The sequence below is a fragment of the Halomonas sp. NyZ770 genome, assembly GCF_020616575.1.
GTDB classification, from domain to species: domain Bacteria; phylum Pseudomonadota; class Gammaproteobacteria; order Pseudomonadales; family Halomonadaceae; genus Vreelandella; species Vreelandella hamiltonii.
This window is the reverse complement of the sequence record NZ_CP085143.1, coordinates 3450729-3466823: the sequence shown is the minus strand read 5'-3', so window position 1 is coordinate 3466823 and position 16095 is coordinate 3450729. Positions and strand designations below refer to the sequence as shown.

Annotated in this window: 16 protein-coding genes; 4 read left to right on the top strand and 12 right to left on the bottom strand. The window is 62.1% G+C overall.

The window, feature by feature from the left end:
• Positions 1–6 precede the first annotated feature (6 nt).
• Both LG409_RS16005 and LG409_RS16000 read right to left on the bottom strand, forming a co-directional pair.
• Positions 7–597 (bottom strand): DUF1190 domain-containing protein, encoded by a 591-nt coding sequence (locus LG409_RS16005; RefSeq protein WP_039175157.1) that lies wholly within the window; start codon positions 595–597, stop codon positions 7–9.
• Between the two features lie 10 nt (positions 598–607).
• Positions 608–1021, bottom strand: coding sequence for a DUF350 domain-containing protein (locus LG409_RS16000; protein ID WP_016915131.1), 414 nt, complete (start codon positions 1019–1021; stop codon positions 608–610).
• A 301-nt stretch (positions 1022–1322) separates the two neighbouring features.
• Between LG409_RS16000 and LG409_RS15995 the strand changes: the two genes are divergently transcribed.
• Positions 1323–2930, top strand: coding sequence for a solute:sodium symporter family transporter (locus LG409_RS15995; protein ID WP_227407113.1), 1608 nt, complete (start codon positions 1323–1325; stop codon positions 2928–2930).
• 91 nt (positions 2931–3021) lie between these two features.
• Here LG409_RS15995 and LG409_RS15990 read toward each other — a convergent pair whose 3' ends face one another.
• The 6 genes from LG409_RS15990 to LG409_RS15965 all read right to left on the bottom strand — a co-directional run bounded on the left by LG409_RS15990 (position 3022) and on the right by LG409_RS15965 (position 8732).
• On the bottom strand, positions 3022–3405 hold the full coding sequence (locus tag LG409_RS15990; RefSeq protein ID WP_189463478.1) for a hypothetical protein: 384 nt from the start codon (positions 3403–3405) through the stop codon (positions 3022–3024).
• Between the two features lie 75 nt (positions 3406–3480).
• Positions 3481–3927, bottom strand: coding sequence for a phosphatase domain-containing protein (locus LG409_RS15985; protein WP_016915127.1), 447 nt, complete (start codon positions 3925–3927; stop codon positions 3481–3483).
• The gene (locus LG409_RS15980) at positions 3924–5021 is read right to left on the bottom strand and encodes an MBL fold metallo-hydrolase (protein WP_227407112.1); all 1098 of its coding nucleotides are present in this window, start codon (positions 5019–5021) and stop codon (positions 3924–3926) included. Before LG409_RS15980 ends, LG409_RS15985 begins: the two co-directional genes overlap by 4 nt.
• Positions 5018–6064: an ABC transporter ATP-binding protein gene (locus LG409_RS15975; protein ID WP_193461440.1), complete on the bottom strand. Its 1047-nt coding sequence runs from the start codon at positions 6062–6064 to the stop codon at positions 5018–5020. Before LG409_RS15975 ends, LG409_RS15980 begins: the two co-directional genes overlap by 4 nt.
• Positions 6052–7752 carry an ABC transporter permease gene (locus LG409_RS15970; protein ID WP_227407111.1) on the bottom strand — a complete coding sequence of 567 codons (1701 nt, stop codon included), beginning with the start codon at positions 7750–7752 and terminating at the stop codon, positions 6052–6054. Before LG409_RS15970 ends, LG409_RS15975 begins: the two co-directional genes overlap by 13 nt.
• Positions 7753–7754: 2 nt before the next feature.
• A complete protein-coding gene (locus LG409_RS15965; RefSeq protein WP_096922042.1) occupies positions 7755–8732 on the bottom strand; it encodes an ABC transporter substrate-binding protein in 978 nt (325 codons plus the stop codon).
• Between the two features lie 158 nt (positions 8733–8890).
• On the opposite strand from LG409_RS15965, the gene LG409_RS15960 reads away from it, so the two are divergent.
• A complete protein-coding gene (locus tag LG409_RS15960) occupies positions 8891–9643 on the top strand; it encodes a DeoR/GlpR family DNA-binding transcription regulator (protein WP_227407110.1) in 753 nt (250 codons plus the stop codon).
• A 3-nt stretch (positions 9644–9646) separates the two neighbouring features.
• Here the strand turns inward: LG409_RS15960 and LG409_RS15955 are convergent, their stop codons facing one another.
• Both LG409_RS15955 and LG409_RS15950 read right to left on the bottom strand, forming a co-directional pair.
• Complete coding sequence (locus LG409_RS15955; RefSeq protein ID WP_039175164.1) at positions 9647–10105, bottom strand: DMT family transporter; 459 nt, start codon at positions 10103–10105, stop codon at positions 9647–9649.
• Positions 10106–10118: 13 nt separating this feature from the next.
• Positions 10119–10457 (bottom strand): DMT family transporter, encoded by a 339-nt coding sequence (locus LG409_RS15950; RefSeq protein WP_227407109.1) that lies wholly within the window; start codon positions 10455–10457, stop codon positions 10119–10121.
• A 178-nt stretch (positions 10458–10635) separates the two neighbouring features.
• Between LG409_RS15950 and LG409_RS15945 the strand changes: the two genes are divergently transcribed.
• Positions 10636–11577, top strand: coding sequence for a LysR family transcriptional regulator (locus LG409_RS15945; RefSeq protein ID WP_144980667.1), 942 nt, complete (start codon positions 10636–10638; stop codon positions 11575–11577).
• Here LG409_RS15945 and rimO read toward each other — a convergent pair.
• Positions 11564–12931: a 30S ribosomal protein S12 methylthiotransferase RimO gene (gene rimO, locus LG409_RS15940; RefSeq protein ID WP_039175167.1), complete on the bottom strand. Its 1368-nt coding sequence runs from the start codon at positions 12929–12931 to the stop codon at positions 11564–11566. The genes LG409_RS15945 and rimO overlap by 14 nt on opposite strands.
• 261 nt (positions 12932–13192) lie before the next feature.
• Between rimO and LG409_RS15935 the strand changes: the two genes are divergently transcribed.
• Positions 13193–14392 (top strand): GGDEF domain-containing protein, encoded by a 1200-nt coding sequence (locus LG409_RS15935; protein ID WP_227407108.1) that lies wholly within the window; start codon positions 13193–13195, stop codon positions 14390–14392.
• A 4-nt stretch (positions 14393–14396) separates the two neighbouring features.
• On the opposite strand, the gene LG409_RS15930 is transcribed toward LG409_RS15935, so the two are convergent.
• A complete protein-coding gene (locus tag LG409_RS15930; protein WP_096922046.1) occupies positions 14397–16088 on the bottom strand; it encodes a methyl-accepting chemotaxis protein in 1692 nt (563 codons plus the stop codon).
• Positions 16089–16095 lie beyond the last annotated feature (7 nt).

Here is a 16095-nt window from a genome sequence, read left to right as displayed (position 1 = left end):
TGTAGGTCAGGAGCCCCAGGAGGCAGAGCGCGTGCCCAGGCCACGGCGCGTGGTGGTTTGACGGCTTTGGACCACCGAGTTGCGCATGGCGTCGTTGCGTTGATTGACCCGCTGGGTCGCCTGGCTGGCGGCGGCATTCCAGTTGCCCTGGTTGTCACGGTTGCGATAGACCGGCTCCTGGTAAACCCGCTCGAAGGAACGCCCACGGTTGGTGTTCGACAGCATGCTCCCCATCATGTAGCCCATCATGGCGGGCATGAACCAGCTACCGCCGCCACTGGCCTGGGCCTGCTCTTCATTGGGCGCGGCACAGGCGCCTTCGCCGTGCTCGGCCTCGCAGGCTTCCAGCGTATTGAAGCGCGGTACCGACTCCAGCGCCGCCGTATGGGCCTCCTCACAGGCACTGCGGGTATAGATATTGGCGGCCACACAGTCTTCGACGCTCTGGAAGCTGCGCGGTTCGTCAAAATTCACGTCGGTAATGTGTTCGTCCTGGGCGGGTTCGGTACAGGCGGTCAGGCCAAAGGCGCCGGTACCCATCATGGCCAGCGACAGCCGTGCACTGCGCTTGCGGCGAGGAAGATGTTGATCTGCCATGTCGAACTCCTTACCAGGTCATGGAAGCGGCGTTGATGAGGCCGACCGCGATGGAAACGCTGCCCACCAGCGTGCCATAAGCCTGGTGCCCCTCGGTAATGTGCTGGGAAAGGCTCTCGCCCTGGCGGCGCAGCATCAGCTTCAAGCCGAAGAACGTGGCGATCTGCACCCCGAAGGCCACAATGCCCCACAGAATGAAATCGAGGTAGCTGATGGAGTTGGCCATGGCGCTGTAGAGCGGCAGCGTGAAGCCGAGGATGGAACCGCCGTAGGCCCGTGCGGCAGCGGCATTGCCTTCACGGATCAGTGTCCATTCGTGATGCGGCGTGAGTCGGCTGTAGCAATACATGAACGCGACCAGCATCCCCAGCGCGCTGAGCAGATAGGCAAAGAAGTGCGGTAATCCCTGCAGGTAGTGCAACATGGTGATGTGCTTCCCTTGTGATCCTTGAGGGTCGGTATTGTGACATAGCTGGGCGTGGCTGCGTTACCCGCGACGTGATTTCCCGATCGAGGGGCAGGCAGTACGTAGAATGACGTAAATAAACAGCGTTTGCGCCACTTGAGTAAGACTAAAGACTAATAGATGAATCGTGTCACCTCCTTAGAATCCCGCGAAGCCTGGTATTTTTACCAACATCCACCGTGTCGTATCGTGTAGAGACTGCGCCTCGTGCCCGCACAGGGTACTGCCCAAGACGCGACCGCTTCGAAGGACCTCCCTCATGCATGCCCTTACCCTGGCATCGTTTCTATTTTTTACGGGCCTGGTGGCCTTCGTCACCTGGCGTATTACACGCCGCGATGACCATCGCAGCACCAACGGCTATTTTCTGGCGGGGCGCACCCTGACGTTTCCGTTGATTGCCGCATCGATGCTGATGACCAACCTCTCTACCGAGCAGATGGTTGGGTTGAACGGCTCGGCGTTTACCGACGGCCTGAGCGTCATGGCCTGGGAAGTCATCGCCGTGATTGCGCTGGTTGCTCTGGCGCTGTTTTTCCTGCCGCGCTTCTTGAAAAGCGGGATTGCCACGCTGCCGCAGCTGCTGGCGATTCGCTTCGATGCCGGTACCCAGCTCATTGCCAACGTCATCTTCCTGATTGCCTACGCGGTGGTGCTGCTGCCCATCATTCTCTATTCCGGCGCCATTGGCTTGCAGGGCATGCTGGACTTGCAGGGCTTGACCGGCATCGAGTCCAGCACGGCTCTGCTGTGGGCAACCGTCTGGGTCGTGGGCCTGATTGGCGCCGTCTATGCGCTGTTCGGTGGCCTGCGCACGGTGGCGGTGTCCGATACCCTCAACGGCGTGGGGCTACTGATTGGCGGGTTCGTGATCGTTTACTTCGGCCTTCAGGCGGTGAGTGGCGGCACAGGCGTCATGGAAGGCTGGAGCATCCTGAAGGAGAGCGACCCCAGCAAGTTCAACTCCATGGGTGGCCCCGACCAGCAGGTGCCGTTCTCGACCATCTTTACCGGCGTACTGCTGCTGCACCTTTTCTACTGGACCACCAACCAGCAAATCATCCAGCGCACCTTCGCAGCGAAAAATCTGGCGGAAGGCCAAAAAGGGGTGCTGTTGACCGGCTTCTTCAAGCTGCTGGGGCCGCTCTATCTGGTGCTTCCGGGCATCATTGCCTACCACTTGTATGCCGACCAGGGCGTGCGCGCCGATGAAGCCTATGGGCACCTGGTATTCAACGTGCTGCCGCCGTATCTGACGGGCTTTTTTGCGGCGGTGATGGTGGGTGCGATTCTCTCCTCGTTCAATTCGGCGCTGAACAGCACCACCACGATCTTCAGCCTGGGGATCTATAAAGGCGTGCTGAAAAAGGACGCCACGGAAGAGCAGGTAGTGAAATCCGGCAAGGTGTTTGGCTGGATCATGGCCATCAGCACCATGATCATCGCGCCGCTGCTGGCGGGGCAGGATAGCCTGTTCGGCTACCTGCAGCGCATGAACGCCATCTATTTCATTCCGATTCTGGCCGTGGTACTGGTAGGACTGTTGACCAAGCGTGTGCCGCCCATGGCCGCAAAAGTGGCCCTGGTGGGCGGTTGCTTGTTGATCGCGGCAGGCTACTTCGTGCCGCCGTTCAACAAACTGCCGCTGGTCATGCACGAGTTCCACTTCGTCGCCGCGGTGTTCGTGCTGCTGGTCGCGGTGATGCTGGTGATCGGCAAGCTGCGCCCCCGCGCCACGGACTGGGTCCAGGAAGCCTCGGGCGATGTCGACCTCACCCCGTGGAAAGGTGCCGTGCCCACCGGCATCGTGCTGGTGGTGCTGGTGGTGCTGGTGGTGATCATGTACGCCTCGTTTGCAGGCGGTTGATCATCGGCCACGTGTAGTAACGCCAACGCCAACGCCAACGCCAACGCCAACGCCCCGCTTTGCGGGGCGTTGGCGTTTGTCAGCGGTGGTTTTAAGAGTCGCAGCGATATAGCGTGATGGGTGATGTCTCGCGATCCAGATAGCGCAAGGTCAGCGTCTCCTGAGTGTTCAGGGTGAGCTGGAGCTGTTCTTCGCTGGTCACTCCTTCTCCATGGCAGTGCAGTGTCGCCTCCCATGCGTTCGGCGTGCTGCTCGCTTCCAGCCCCATTTCGCAGTGATTTTCCAGCCCTTCGAAGCGGCCAGCTGCCAGGCGGATTGGGGCGCCTTCCTGCCCTGCGTGACACCACTCGGGCTCTGCTGCCCAATCGCCATAAAGCGTTTCCTGGGACATGGGCTCGGCCACGGGGGTTTGGTCATCGCTACAGGCAGCCAGCAGCACCACCACGGCAGGTAACAGCAAACGGTGTAATGGCATAGGTCACTTCCTTGTGTGGTCAGACTCACCATGCGTCAGCTTAGAGCAGCTCGTTGAGAGCTGCTACAGGCTAGGCTAAAAATCCCCCGGTGCGCACTGCAGGCAGGTAAGCCCCAGGGCGCGCCACTGGGCGACCACGGCGTCGCGGTCGTCCAGTACCAGCCAGGGCGCAAAGCCGTCGCTGCGCATTTGATCGAGTAGCGCGGCTTTTACCTCTTCATCGTCCACATGGTCATCGCCCTCGGGGCGCAGGTACATGGCATCGAAGGGGATGGCATGGCGGTCTAACCAGGCCTGGGTATGCTCGCGGTGGCTGTCCGGGCGGCCGCTGCAAATGACGATTTGCTGGCCCTGGGCCTTCAGCAGCTTGACCAGTTTGGCCACGGGTTCGATGACCGGCGCTTGGGCCATATGGGCAAAGAAGGGGTCCCACTGTTTGGCGGGGCCCAGCACCCACTCGTGGACTTGCTGGGGGTGAAATTCGGCAAGCGTGCCGTCGACGTCAACGATGACTGCGGTCATGACATGGATTCCTGAGATGCAAAGAGTGAAACGGCCGAACCTTGAGAACGGCTGCTGAGGGCAAGCCGTGCCTGGGTCGTCAGCCGCGTGCCTAGACGTTCGCGCCAGTGATCAATGGCTTCATCGTCCAGTCGCGTAAACAGAGGCACGACCTGAGCAGCCTGGAGCTGATGGGCCAGCGCCACCAGATGCGAGGCGCGCAGATGGACGTTCCAGCGTTGCCAAAGCACCTCGTTGGCAGCCAGCTGCGCACAGCGCTGTGGCGTCAGGTAGCCGGTGTGCAGCAGGCGGTGGTCGGGCCAGTCGGCGGGCTGGTCGTCACGGTCGCTGACCAGCCAGAGTGCCGGATGGCTGGCGTTGGGCCGCTGGAGCAGGGTGCCGATGGCGTCGTCCAGCCCATCACGCCGCAAACCGCGTGGCAGCGCCAGCAGAGCGGCAAGGTTGTCGCGGATGATGGGGTCGATGGCCAGGGGGAGCTGTCGGCGATCTGCTTCCTCTGCCAACCATAGCGCCATTTCCAGCGCCCGTCCCGTTTCCGGTACCGGCAGCACCAGTGGCGTATCCAGGGCGCTGCCCAGGGTATCGATGCAGTGTGCCTGGGGCTGGTCGTAGCTGCCGTAGGAGGCGTCCAGCAGCGCCGTACAGGCAGGTGGCGGCGTATCGAAGGGAAACAGCCGCGACTCGAAACAGGCATCACCGCTATAGAAAAGTCCGCCCGCCACGTCGAGGTGCAGCCAGACACCCCCCAGCGAGTGGCCCGCCTGGCCGGTGGTGACGGTAATGCCTTCCACTTCGAGACGGCCGCGATAGGGCAGTGGCTGCCACGCTCTGTGGGGCGGCAGCGCCTTGGCGACCAGCGGCGTGCAGTAGAGCGGCAGCTGCTCGGGCAGCTCGGCCACCCCGCCAATATGATCGATATGATCGTGGCTGATCAGCACGGCGTCTACCGCGAGCCCCGCCGCCCAGGTGATCGCCTCACCGGGGTGCAGTGCGCCGCCCGCATCCAGCAGCAGGCGCTTGCCCTGGGCCTCGACCACGATGGCGGCCGGGCCCTTGTCGCCCAGCCCGCTGAGGATCTCCACCAAGGGGCTCATTGGTCGGGCTCCAGGCACCAGCCTTCCAGCAGGCGCACCGCGACCTGCTGGCCTTCGCCAAGGGCGTGGGGATGATACGCCAGCAGGGCATCGCCGGTGCTCAGGCGCAGGTGTAGCTCGTAGCGCTCACCGCGGAACGTCAGCCGTTCAACGCGGGCGGTCAGGTCGTGGGGGTTGGGGGCCGTGGCATCCAGATGCACGTGCTCCGGGCGCACCAACACGGGCTGCGAACGCGCGGTGAGCGGCGCGGCCAGCCCGCTCATCAAAGCGCTTTCGGTGAGACGCTGGCCAGGCGCGCCGCTGGCAATGTGAAGCAGGCTACCCTGGCCGATGAACCTCGCGACCCATTCGCTGCGCGGCGCTCGGTAGAGCGTTTCGGGCGTGGCCCACTGCACCAGCTCGCCCTCCCGCATGACGGCAATGCGGTCTGCCATGGCCATGGCTTCGCTTTGGTCATGGGTGACGTAGACCATGGTGGCCTGGGTCCGCCGGTGGAAATCCACGAAGCTGTGCTCCATGGCGGCCCGCAGGTTGCGGTCCAGGTTGGCGAGCGGTTCGTCCAGCAGCACCACGTCGGGGTCGGTGACCAGGCAGCGGGCCAGGGCCACCCGCTGGCGCTGGCCGCCGCTGAGGGCCTGGGGCGAGCGCTGGGCATAGGGGGTCAACGCCACCTGCTCCAGCGCCTGGGCGACTCGGCGCTGGTAGTCGCTGCCTTGAATGCGGCGCAGCTTCAGCGGGTAGCCCACGTTGTCGGCCACGCTCATATGGGGCCATAGCGCGTAGGACTGAAACACCATGGCCATGTTGCGCTGCTCGGGGGGCACATGGTGGTGGGCGCTGGCCAGCAGCGTCTCACCGAGCGTCATGGTGCCGTTACTCACCTGCTCGAACCCTGCCAGCATGCGGAGCATGGTGGTTTTGCCGCAGCCGCTGGGGCCCAGCAGCGCCACGAATTCGCCGGGAGAGATATCGAGGGTGACGCCATTGACCGCGGTGTGTTGGCCAAACTGTTTGGTAACGCGGTCGAGCATTAGCCTTGCCATGGCACGACTCCTTTGGGTAAGCGAGGGGCCATCAGGCTCAGCAGCAGCATCAAGGTAGCCACCATGGCCACGACCAGCACGGCCACCGCCGATGCCAGCACGCTTTCGCCCCCTTCGTCCAGGTTGAAGATCAATACGCCCAGGGTTTCGTTGCCTGCGCTCCAGAGCAGCGCCGACACGGTGAGCTCGTTGACGGCCAGCAGAAATACCAGCAGCCCACCGGCAAACAGGGAGGGCGCGATCAGCGGCATCACGATGGTGGCCAGCCGCCGCCAGGGGCCAGCACCGGCCAGCTGGGCGGCTTCTTCCAGCGAGGGGTCGAGCTGCGCAAGGCTGGCGCTGACCGGCTTCAGGCAGACCACCAGAAAGCGCGCCAGGTAGGCCACGAAAATCAGCCCAAGGGTGCCGTACAGCGCCAGATTGATCAGTGGCAGCGGCCGCACGAATAGCAGAATGCAGGCAATCGCCAGCACCACGCCAGGCAGGGCATAGGGCAGCTCGATGACGCTGAGAGTGAGCTGCTGTAGCCGAGGCGGCAGGCGCTGAAGACGGTACGCCAGGGGCAGGCTGCACAGCATCAGCACCAGCGCGGCACCGCCTGCCAGCCAGACACTGTTGCGCACGGCCCGCCAGGTGGCGCCCTGTCGGCCGATGACCTCGTGGTAGGCGTTGAGGGTGATGGTATCCAGGCTCAGGGGAACGCCCATGGCCGGGACCAGCGAGCTCACCACCAGCGCGAGCAGCGGCGCCACCAGGATCAAGAGCAGCACCATGACCAGCAGTGTCGTCACGCCGGTACGCCAGCGCCCCAGTGAAAAGTCGTGGGCGCGTCCGCCGTGCCCTCCCAGGCCAAAGCGGCTGCGATTCATCCAGTACTGCTGCAGGGCCACCCCGGCCAGGGCCAGCACACCGATCAACAGAGAAAGCGCCGCCATTTCTGCCAGCACGCCGGTGCCAAAGTTGGCCATGCGCTGGTAGATCAAGGTGGGCAGCACGTAATAGCCTGCGGGAATGCCCAGCATGGCGGGAATGCCAAAATTGCCCAGGCTGGAGATGAAGGCCATGGCCGCTCCGGCGATCAGGCCGTGTCGGGTCACGGGCAGAATGATATGCCCCCAGACCTGACCCTGGCGGGCGCCGCTGATCCGGGCGGCTTCGACCAGCTCACGGGGGAGCGACATGAGTGAAGTGCGCAGCGCCAGAAATACCAGCGGTGCACTTTGAATGCCGAGCAACAGCGCAATGCCTTCGGCGGAATAGAGCGGCTGGGGGCTGCCCAGCGGCGGTGCCATGCCGAGGCTTTTCAGTAAAGGGCTGGCCGGGCCGAACAGCTGTAGCCAGCTCAGCGCAGTGACCTGGGGCGGGATCATCATGGGCAGCATGAAGCAGAACACCAGCCAGGCCTTGCCGCGAATGTCCGTCAGGGTGATCACGAAGGCGAACAGGCTGCCCAGCACCAGGGCAATCAGCATGCCCAGGCCCGAGGTGTACAGGCTGTGCCACAAGGCGCGCCAGGTGCTGGCCGCGTTGAGCACTTTCCACAGCGGGGCACTGCTGCCCTGGCCCAGGTCGCTGAGGGCTTCCATCAAAAGCCGCAGGCTGGGTGCCAGGCTGAGCAACACCACCAACAGCGTGAGCAGGGTAAGCAGCCAGCGATGCTGGCTGCCAACGTTCAGCGAAGGGGTCATCATCAACCGCCAAACAGCTCATTGAAGCGCTGCTTGAGCGCCTCTTCCTCGGACAGCGCTTGCTCGATATCGACCGGCATCAGCTGAATCGAGTCGCGTTCGGGAAAGCCTTCCGGCGGAGCAACGTCCGGGTGCGCGGGCAGGTAACCCTGCTGGCTCACCAATTCCTGCCCGGCTTGGGAGAGCACGAAATCGACGAACTTCTGGGCAGCATCCGGGTGTTGGGCTTCCGCCATGATGGCGACGGGCTCGGTCACGGCGCTGACACCTTCCTCAGGGAAGACGAACGCCACGGGGGAACCCTTGGCCGCTTCACGGATAGGCAGGAAATCCACCACGATGCCGTACGGCTTGGTGCCTGCTGCCACGGCGTTGAAGACGCCACCGTTACCGCTTTGGGCTTCCGTGCGGTTGGCGTGCAGGGCGTCGTAATACTCCAGGCCCAGCGACGTTTCACCGATGGCGGCCATGTGGATCAGCGCTGCGCCGGAGTAGAGGGGGCTGGGCATGGTGACCAGGCCTTCGTATTCCGGGCCAATCAGGTCGGCCCAGCGTTGCGGCTGGTGCTCGGCACCCGTGTTGTAAACGATCCCGGTGGTAATGAGCTTGGTGCCGTAGAAGTAGCCGTCGGCGTCGTAGAGCGCCTCATCGTAGGCGTCGCGCTCGGGGCTCAGGTAGGGTTGCAGATGGCCCTCCTGCTTCAGCGACTCCATGGTCATGCTGTCCGCGATCAGCAGCACGTCGGGGTTGCTCACCCCTGCGGCCAGCTCCGAACGCAGGCGAGTCATCAGGCGCGTCGTGCCGTCGCGCACCCACTCCACCTCGATCTCCGGATAGGCCGCCTGGAAGGCATCCACGGTTTGCTGGGCGTCGCTGTTGGGCTGGCTGGTATAGAGCACCAGCGTTTGGTTGGCCAACAGAGGCGTGGACAGGGCAAGGCTTGCAAGGGTCACGGCACGACACAACGAACGCTTCAACATCGGGGAAACCTCCAGTAGGTGAACAGTGATCACACTACTGTCATCGCCTTACAACATCGTGACACTACGCTTTCGTTTGAAAGCGAATGACTTTCGCCGAGCAGAAAATGGTTTTCGTTTTGCTGGCGTCAACCTTGAAGGGAAAACCGGGAGGAAGCATGGACGTCAATCAACGTCGGCGGGCGGTGCTGGCCTGCGTGCGGGACGAGGGGCGGCAGACCCTGGAAGCATTGGCGCGACGGTTTGGTGTCTCGGTGCAAACCGTGCGCAGCGACATACGCTCGTTGGCCGAGCAAGGGCTGCTGCTGCGCCGGCACGGTGAGGTGATGGCGTTTCCTGACCAGGAGAATGTCGGCTATGACCAGCGCCAGATCGTCAATCAGGCAGGCAAGCGGCACATTGCCCGTCAGGCAGCCTCGCTGATTGCCGATCACCAGTCGCTGTTTTTAGGCACCGGCACCACGGTGGAGCAGCTGGCCGATGCGCTGCACGGCAAGCAGGGCCTGCAGATCATGACCAACAACCTGCATGCGCTGATCAAACTGTGTGCCCTGGAGTGCGAGCTGGTCGTGGCGGGTGGTCGCGTGCGACGTCGCGACCAGGACGTGATAGGCGGTGATGCCTGGCGCTTCTTTCAGCGTTATCGGGTCGATGTGGGCATCGTCTCGGTGGGCGGGATGGATAGCCAGGGCCTGCTGTACGACTACAACGATGACGAAGTCATGGCCCGGGAGGCGCTGCTGGCCCACGCGGCGTACCGTATTCTGGTACTGGACAAGACCAAGTTCGACCTGCCGCTGCGCTGCGCCGCCGGATCGCTGGCCGACTATCATGCAGTGATCACCGACAGCCCCTTGCCCGACCGGCTCAGAAGCCCCCTGGCGGCCCAGGGGGTGAGATTTCTATGTTGAGCGTCAGTCGCGTTGCTGCTGCCGGTGGCTCAGGTAGATCAGGACGATCGCCACGAGCAACAGTGCCATGGCCAGGTAGCGTGAGCCATCCAGTTCACGCTGAGCGTTATCGAGCCAGCCAAAGTGGTCAATCAGCAGGCTCATCAGCAGCTGGCCCGAAATCACCGATACCGTGGCAGCAGCCGTCCCGACACGCGGTACTGCAAAGACGATGGCCAGCATGTAGACCACCCCGAAGAGCGCCCCGGTCAGTTGCCACTTGGGCACGCTCATGAGCGTTGCTTCCTGAGGGGGCTCGAAAAAGAGCACCAGCAAAAAGGTCAGCACGGCACCCACGGCGAACGTCAGCCAAGCACTCTCCATGACGCCAGTATGAGCGCCCAGACGGCCATTGATGGAGGATTGGGCGGCCAGGACTGCACCGCCCGCCAGAAGCAGGGCAAAGACAATGGGTAATAGCATGGTGGGTCTCCTGTTACATCAACCAAAGGGCAGCAAGAATCATGGCCAGTGCCGCCAGGCGATAGCCATCGACGCGACGCCGTTCGCTACCCAGCCAGCCAAAGTGGTCAATGGCCAGACTGGCCGCGACCTGGCCGCACAAGATACCCACCATGGTCATGCCCACACCCACCAGCGGCGTGGCGAGGGTCAACACAATGACGTAGATCGGCCCCAGCAAGCCGCCCGTCAATAGCCAGCGAGGCTGCTGAAACAGCGCACCCAGCTGGCGTTTGGGCGCGAATAGCAGCGCAAGCGACAGTAACAGGGCACCTACCAGGAAGATGGAGAGCGTGGCAGAAAAGTACCCCACCTGTTCCCCAGAGGCCCTAGCAGCCCTGCCTCCACCGATAACCCCATCCCGGCGATCAATACGCCGAGCAGTATCAACGCGTGTTGCATGTGTCGTTCCCCGATTCAGAAAGAGGCCGCACTCTAAAGAGACACGCTTGTTGCTACAATGCGTTAAACGGGCAAAGGACTATTGCATTTTGGACAACTCGATTCGCCTGCTGGCACTGCGGCTGTTTGTTCGCGTGGCTACCAGCGGCAGTTTTTCAGAGGCTGCACGCTACTATGGGTTGCCGACGTCCTCGGCGTCGCGGCATATCGCCAGTCTGGAGCAAGCGCTGGGCCAGCGTTTGCTTTATCGCCATACGCGAGCCGTCAAGCTGACGGAGGCAGGGGAACGTTACTTCCATGAAGTGCACGAGGCGCTGGCGCGACTGGAGCTTGCCACCGAGGAAGTCATGGGAGGGGCTCGGCACCCTCGCGGGGTGCTTCGAATCAATGCGCCCGTGGCGTTCGGTCGGCGCCATATCGCCCCCCATTTGGCCCGGTTTCAGCAGCGCTACCCTGAAATCGAAGTCGATTTGACGCTGGAAGATCGCTTCATCGATCCCGTGCAGGAGGGGGCCGATGTGGTCATTCGCGTGGGAGCCTTGGCTGACTCCAGCCTGGTGGCTCGTGGCATTGCTCGCCAGCGTTTCATCGTGTGTGCTGCGCCGAGCTATCTGGCGGAGAAGGGCGTGCCAACGACACCCCATGCGCTCGGGCAGCATAACTGCCTGCTTTACAAAGGCAGCAAAGGGACGCAGTCATGGCATTTTCGGGCGTTTGAAGAGGCGCGTGCGGTGCGCCATGTTTTGGCGGGAAATCTGGTGGCCAACAATGCCGAAAGCCTGGTGGAAGCGGCCATCGCCGGGCAGGGCGTGGTGATGTTTCCCTCGTGGCTGCTGTTTGAGCCACTGCGTCAGCAAACGCTGGTGCCTTTGCTGACGCAGTGGGAAGCCTCCGACGACGGTCATCTGGACAATATCTATGCGATTTATCCAGACAACCGTCTTCGCTCGTCAAAGGTCTCGGTGTTCATGACCCATCTGGAGCAGGTCATTGGGAGCCCGCCCTACTGGGATAGCATCAGCCCGCGTTGACGATGTTATTGACAAAGTTCAGCGGCTGGGGGGTATCGATCACCTCGGCCCACAGGTCGTACTCGTCGGCATGGGTGACGCGTGCTCTGACCAGGTCGCCGGCGCGCAGCGCATGGCGGCTTTCCAGATAGACCATGCCATCAATTTCCGGGGCGTCGGCTTCGCTGCGGCCAATGGCGCCTTCGTCGTCCACTTCATCGACCAGCACTTCGATCTCACGGCCGATCTTGGCCTGCAGGCGAGCTGCCGAGATCTCCTGCTGGTGGGCCATGAAGCGCTCCCAACGGTCCTGCTTCACGTCATCGGGTACCTGCGCCAGGCCCAGCTCATTGGCGGGGGCACCCTCTACCGGGGAGTACTGGAAGCAGCCCACCCGATCCAGCTGCGCTTCGCTCAGCCAGTCCAGCAGGTACTGGAAATCTTCTTCGGTTTCACCGGGGAAGCCGACGATGAAGGTCGAGCGGATGGTCAGTTCGGGGCACTGCTCGCGCCAGCGTTTGATGCGCTCCAGGGTACGGTCTTCGAAGGCGGGGCGTTTCATCGCCTTGAGCACCTTGGGGCTGGCGTGCTGGAAAGGAATATCCAGGTACGGCAGGATCTTGCCCTCGGCCATCAGCGGAATCAGCTCATCCACGTGAGGGTAAGGGTAGACGTAGTGCAGGCGCACGCGAATGCCCAGCTCGGACAGCGCATCGCACAGTTCGGTCAGGCGCGTTTTGACCTGGCGCCCGTGCCACTCGTTCTCCACGTAGCGCACATCGACGCCATAGGCGCTGGTGTCCTGGGAGATCACCAGCAGCTCTTTCACTCCGGCCCGCGCCAGGGCTTCGGCTTCGCGCAGTACCTCACCCACGGGGCGGCTGACCAGCTTGCCCCGCATGGAGGGAATGATGCAGAAGCTGCAGGTATGGTTGCAGCCTTCGGAAATCTTCAGGTAGGCATAGTGGCGCGGCGTCAGCTTGATGCCCTGGGCGGGCACCAGGTCGATGCGGTGGTCGTACTCGCTGACGAAGGGCACCGCGCTATGCACGGCGTTCACCACCTGCTCGTACTGCTGTGGGCCCGTCACCGCCAGAACGTTGGGATGCACGTCGCGAATCACGGACTCATCCACCCCCATGCAGCCAGTCACGATCACCTTGCCGTTTTCGGCAATGGCTTCGCCAATGGCGTCCAGGGACTCGGCCTTGGCGCTGTCGATGAAACCGCAGGTATTGACGACCACCACATCGGCATCGTCGTAGGTGGGTACGATCTCGTAACCATCGGTACGAAGCTGCGTCAGGATGCGCTCGGAATCGACCAGTGCCTTAGGGCAGCCTAGCGAAACAAAACCGACCTTGGGTGTGGACATAATGGGCCTCGAGGAAGAGAGCTGAGGGGCGATCACCTTGAGCAGAGGCCCCAAAAAGAACATGGCGAGAAGATAAGGGGCGGCATTTTAGCGCCCTTGACCAGCGGGGGGAACCTCTACGCGTTGGATTCGCCAACGTGTTCGGCAGGCGACGACGCCGTCAAGAGGTGGCAAACTAAATTGAAGGCTCGACAAGTGTATGAAACGAACGCCTAACCGAAATGGCAACGATTGCCCTTGGGCAGCGCAGGAGCAAGGACAATGAAGAGTGATAGGTTGCTGAACGCCATCGAGCATGAGCTCAGACCACGCTGCCGCTTACGGTTCAGGCAGGAGTTAGAGGCGCTCTTCGAACAGGAAACGCACCAGACACGCCAACGCCATCTGGTGATCATGGGCCTGATCACCGCTCTTCTTTATGTCCTGTTCCTGATCAACGACTACAGCTTTCGACCCGAAGCGTTTCTGGCCTCCGTGATGATTCGCGGCGTCATCTTGCTACCCATGGCGCTGGCGATTTTCTGGTGGGTCTACCGTGGGGTGCCGCCATGGCTGCGTGAAACGCTGATGGCAGGACTGGTCGTGATGGCCATGATCGGCTCCAGCACCATTTTCTACATTTCCAGCTCGCCGCACTCTTATCTGGATGTCTTTTCGTTTGGTCTGATCCTGGTGGCTGGAAACATCGTTTTTTCGTTGCGTTTTCCTTATGCCTTGATGTCCACGGTGATCAGTATCGGGGTCATGAGTGTCTTCGTATTTTATTACGAGCCTATGCCAATCGAGGCCAAACGTTTGGCTATGTTCGCTATTCTGGTCAAGGCGGTGTTTACGTTGATGGCCAACTACCGCCTGGAGTACAGCGAACGAACCTCCTTTCTGCTGCTGATGCGTGAAAAAATTCAGGCAGGCCATATGCAGAGTGCCAATCACCAGTTGACGCGGCTCTCGGTGACCGACCCACTGACGGACATTGCCAACCGCCGCCAGTTCGACACCTTTTTTCCCGCGCATTGGCAGGTGGCTCGGTTGGAGCAGAGTCATTTGGCCATCATGGTGATCGATATCGACCACTTCAAAGCCTACAACGACTATTACGGCCACCTTCAAGGAGACCTTTGCCTTCGTCAGGTGGCCGCCGCGTTACAAGCCAACAGCCGATCCGACGATCTGGTGGTGCGCTATGGCGGTGAGGAGTTCGTGATTCTGATGCCTCGCACCGAACCTCATACGGCGCATCAAACCGCAGAGCGTATTCGCGAGAGTGTCGAAGCGCTGGCCATTGCCCATGGCGGGTGCGGTGCTTCCTCCGTGGTGACGGTCAGTATTGGGGTGGCTGCCATGCAGCCGACCTTGGGGCAGGAAGACGCCATACTCTTCACGACCGCCGATCAGGCGCTTTACGAGGCCAAGCGCCAGGGGCGTAATCGCGTCTGCATGACGCCCCTGGCAGAAAGCTGACCGTCTAGAACGACGCCGCGCTGGCGAGTGGGCTGTGTACGGGCTTGCGCGACGGCAGTGCCAGCACGTTATCCTGGCGTGGCTGTGCGCCTTGCCGCATCGTCACCGGATGCTGGCGTTCGCCGATGGGCATGAACGCGTGGGCGCTGTGGGACAAGTGAGCCACTTCTCTGGAGAGGAGGTCGACGGCACTGATGTAGGCATCCATGCTGGTCGCGCTCTCCTGGGTGCCCTGGTCGATCTGGGCGATGGCCTGGCTGATCTGAGCAATGCCCTCGCTCTGTTCGCGGGCGGCGGCGCGGATCTCCTCCATCAGGTCGTTGACGTTGTGGCTCGCCTGACGAATGCGGCTCATGGCATCCCCGGCGGAGCCTGCCTTGTGCTGGCCTGCCTCGATGCGCTGGCGGGCCGTTTCGATCAGTGTCTGTACCTGATGGGCTGCCTCGGCTGATTGGCGGGCCAGGCGGCGTACTTCTTCGGCCACTACCGCAAAGCCTCGGCCATGTTCACCGGCCCTGGCAGCTTCGACGGAGGCGTTCAGGGCCAGAATATTGGTCTGGAAGGCAATATGGTCGATGGTCTTGACGATGCCTGCCATGTCCTGGGACGTGCTGGTAATGCCCTCCATGGCATCATCCAGTTCCTGCATGATGGCCACGGCCTTGTCCACTTCGCCCACGTTACCCACCGACGCCTGGCTGGCCAGTTGGGCATTCTCCGAACTTTGCCGCACGGTAGACGCGATCTGCTCGGCGCTGGCAGCCGTTTGCTGCACCGCAGAGGCTTGTTGATCCACTCGATGGCCCATGGCCTGGTTATGCCGAGATAACTCCTCCACCGAGGGCATGACCTGGGCAATCCGCTGGTCCAGGTCGCCAATCAATGCATCCAGCGAGCGACGCATGAAATTCATGGTGGCCAGGGTGTTGTCCATGGCTTTGTTGCCCACGGTAGGGACCTGAGCGTTCAGGTCGCCTGCCGCGATTTGCAGTGCAAAGTCGTTGGCCTTGTGCAAGAAGCGGCGCAACCGGCGCGCCTGGCGCCACTGCAGCGCGCTCAGCAGCAGCCCGCTGGCCAGCACCATCATCACCAGCGGCAGGGTCACCGAGGTGGTCACGTGGCCCTTTAGCCACCAGGCGCATCCCGCCATCAGTAGCCCAGTGGTGAACAGCGTCATCAGTACGCCGGAAATGCTGGCCAGTCGCGGCGCCCACCAGGCGGCACTTGCCAAGCGCTTCAGCGGGTTACGCGCCATGATCTCACCGTGCTTGACCGTGTAGCGGCCCTGCTGCTCACGAATGTCCTGATAAATACGCTCCGCCTCGGCCACTTCTGCCTGTTCCGGTTTTACCCGAATGGACACGAATCCGGTGATTTGATTGTTTTCACGGATGGGCACCACGTTGGCACGCACCCAGTAGTGGTCACCGTTCTTGCGCCGGTTCTTGACCAGCCCGGTCCAGTACTGGCCCGCCTTGAGGTCGCTCCACATATCGGCAAACACCGGGGCAGGCATGTCAGGGTGGCGCACCATGTTGTGAGGCGAACCCACCAGCTCCTCATAGTCGAAGCCACTGATCTCGACAAAGCGATGGTTGGCATAGGCGATGTGGCTGCTTCGGTCGGTTTTGGAAATCAGCACATCATCATCGCGTAGAGGGTGTTCCACTTGGGTAACAGGGCCGTTGTTTTTCATGATGGAG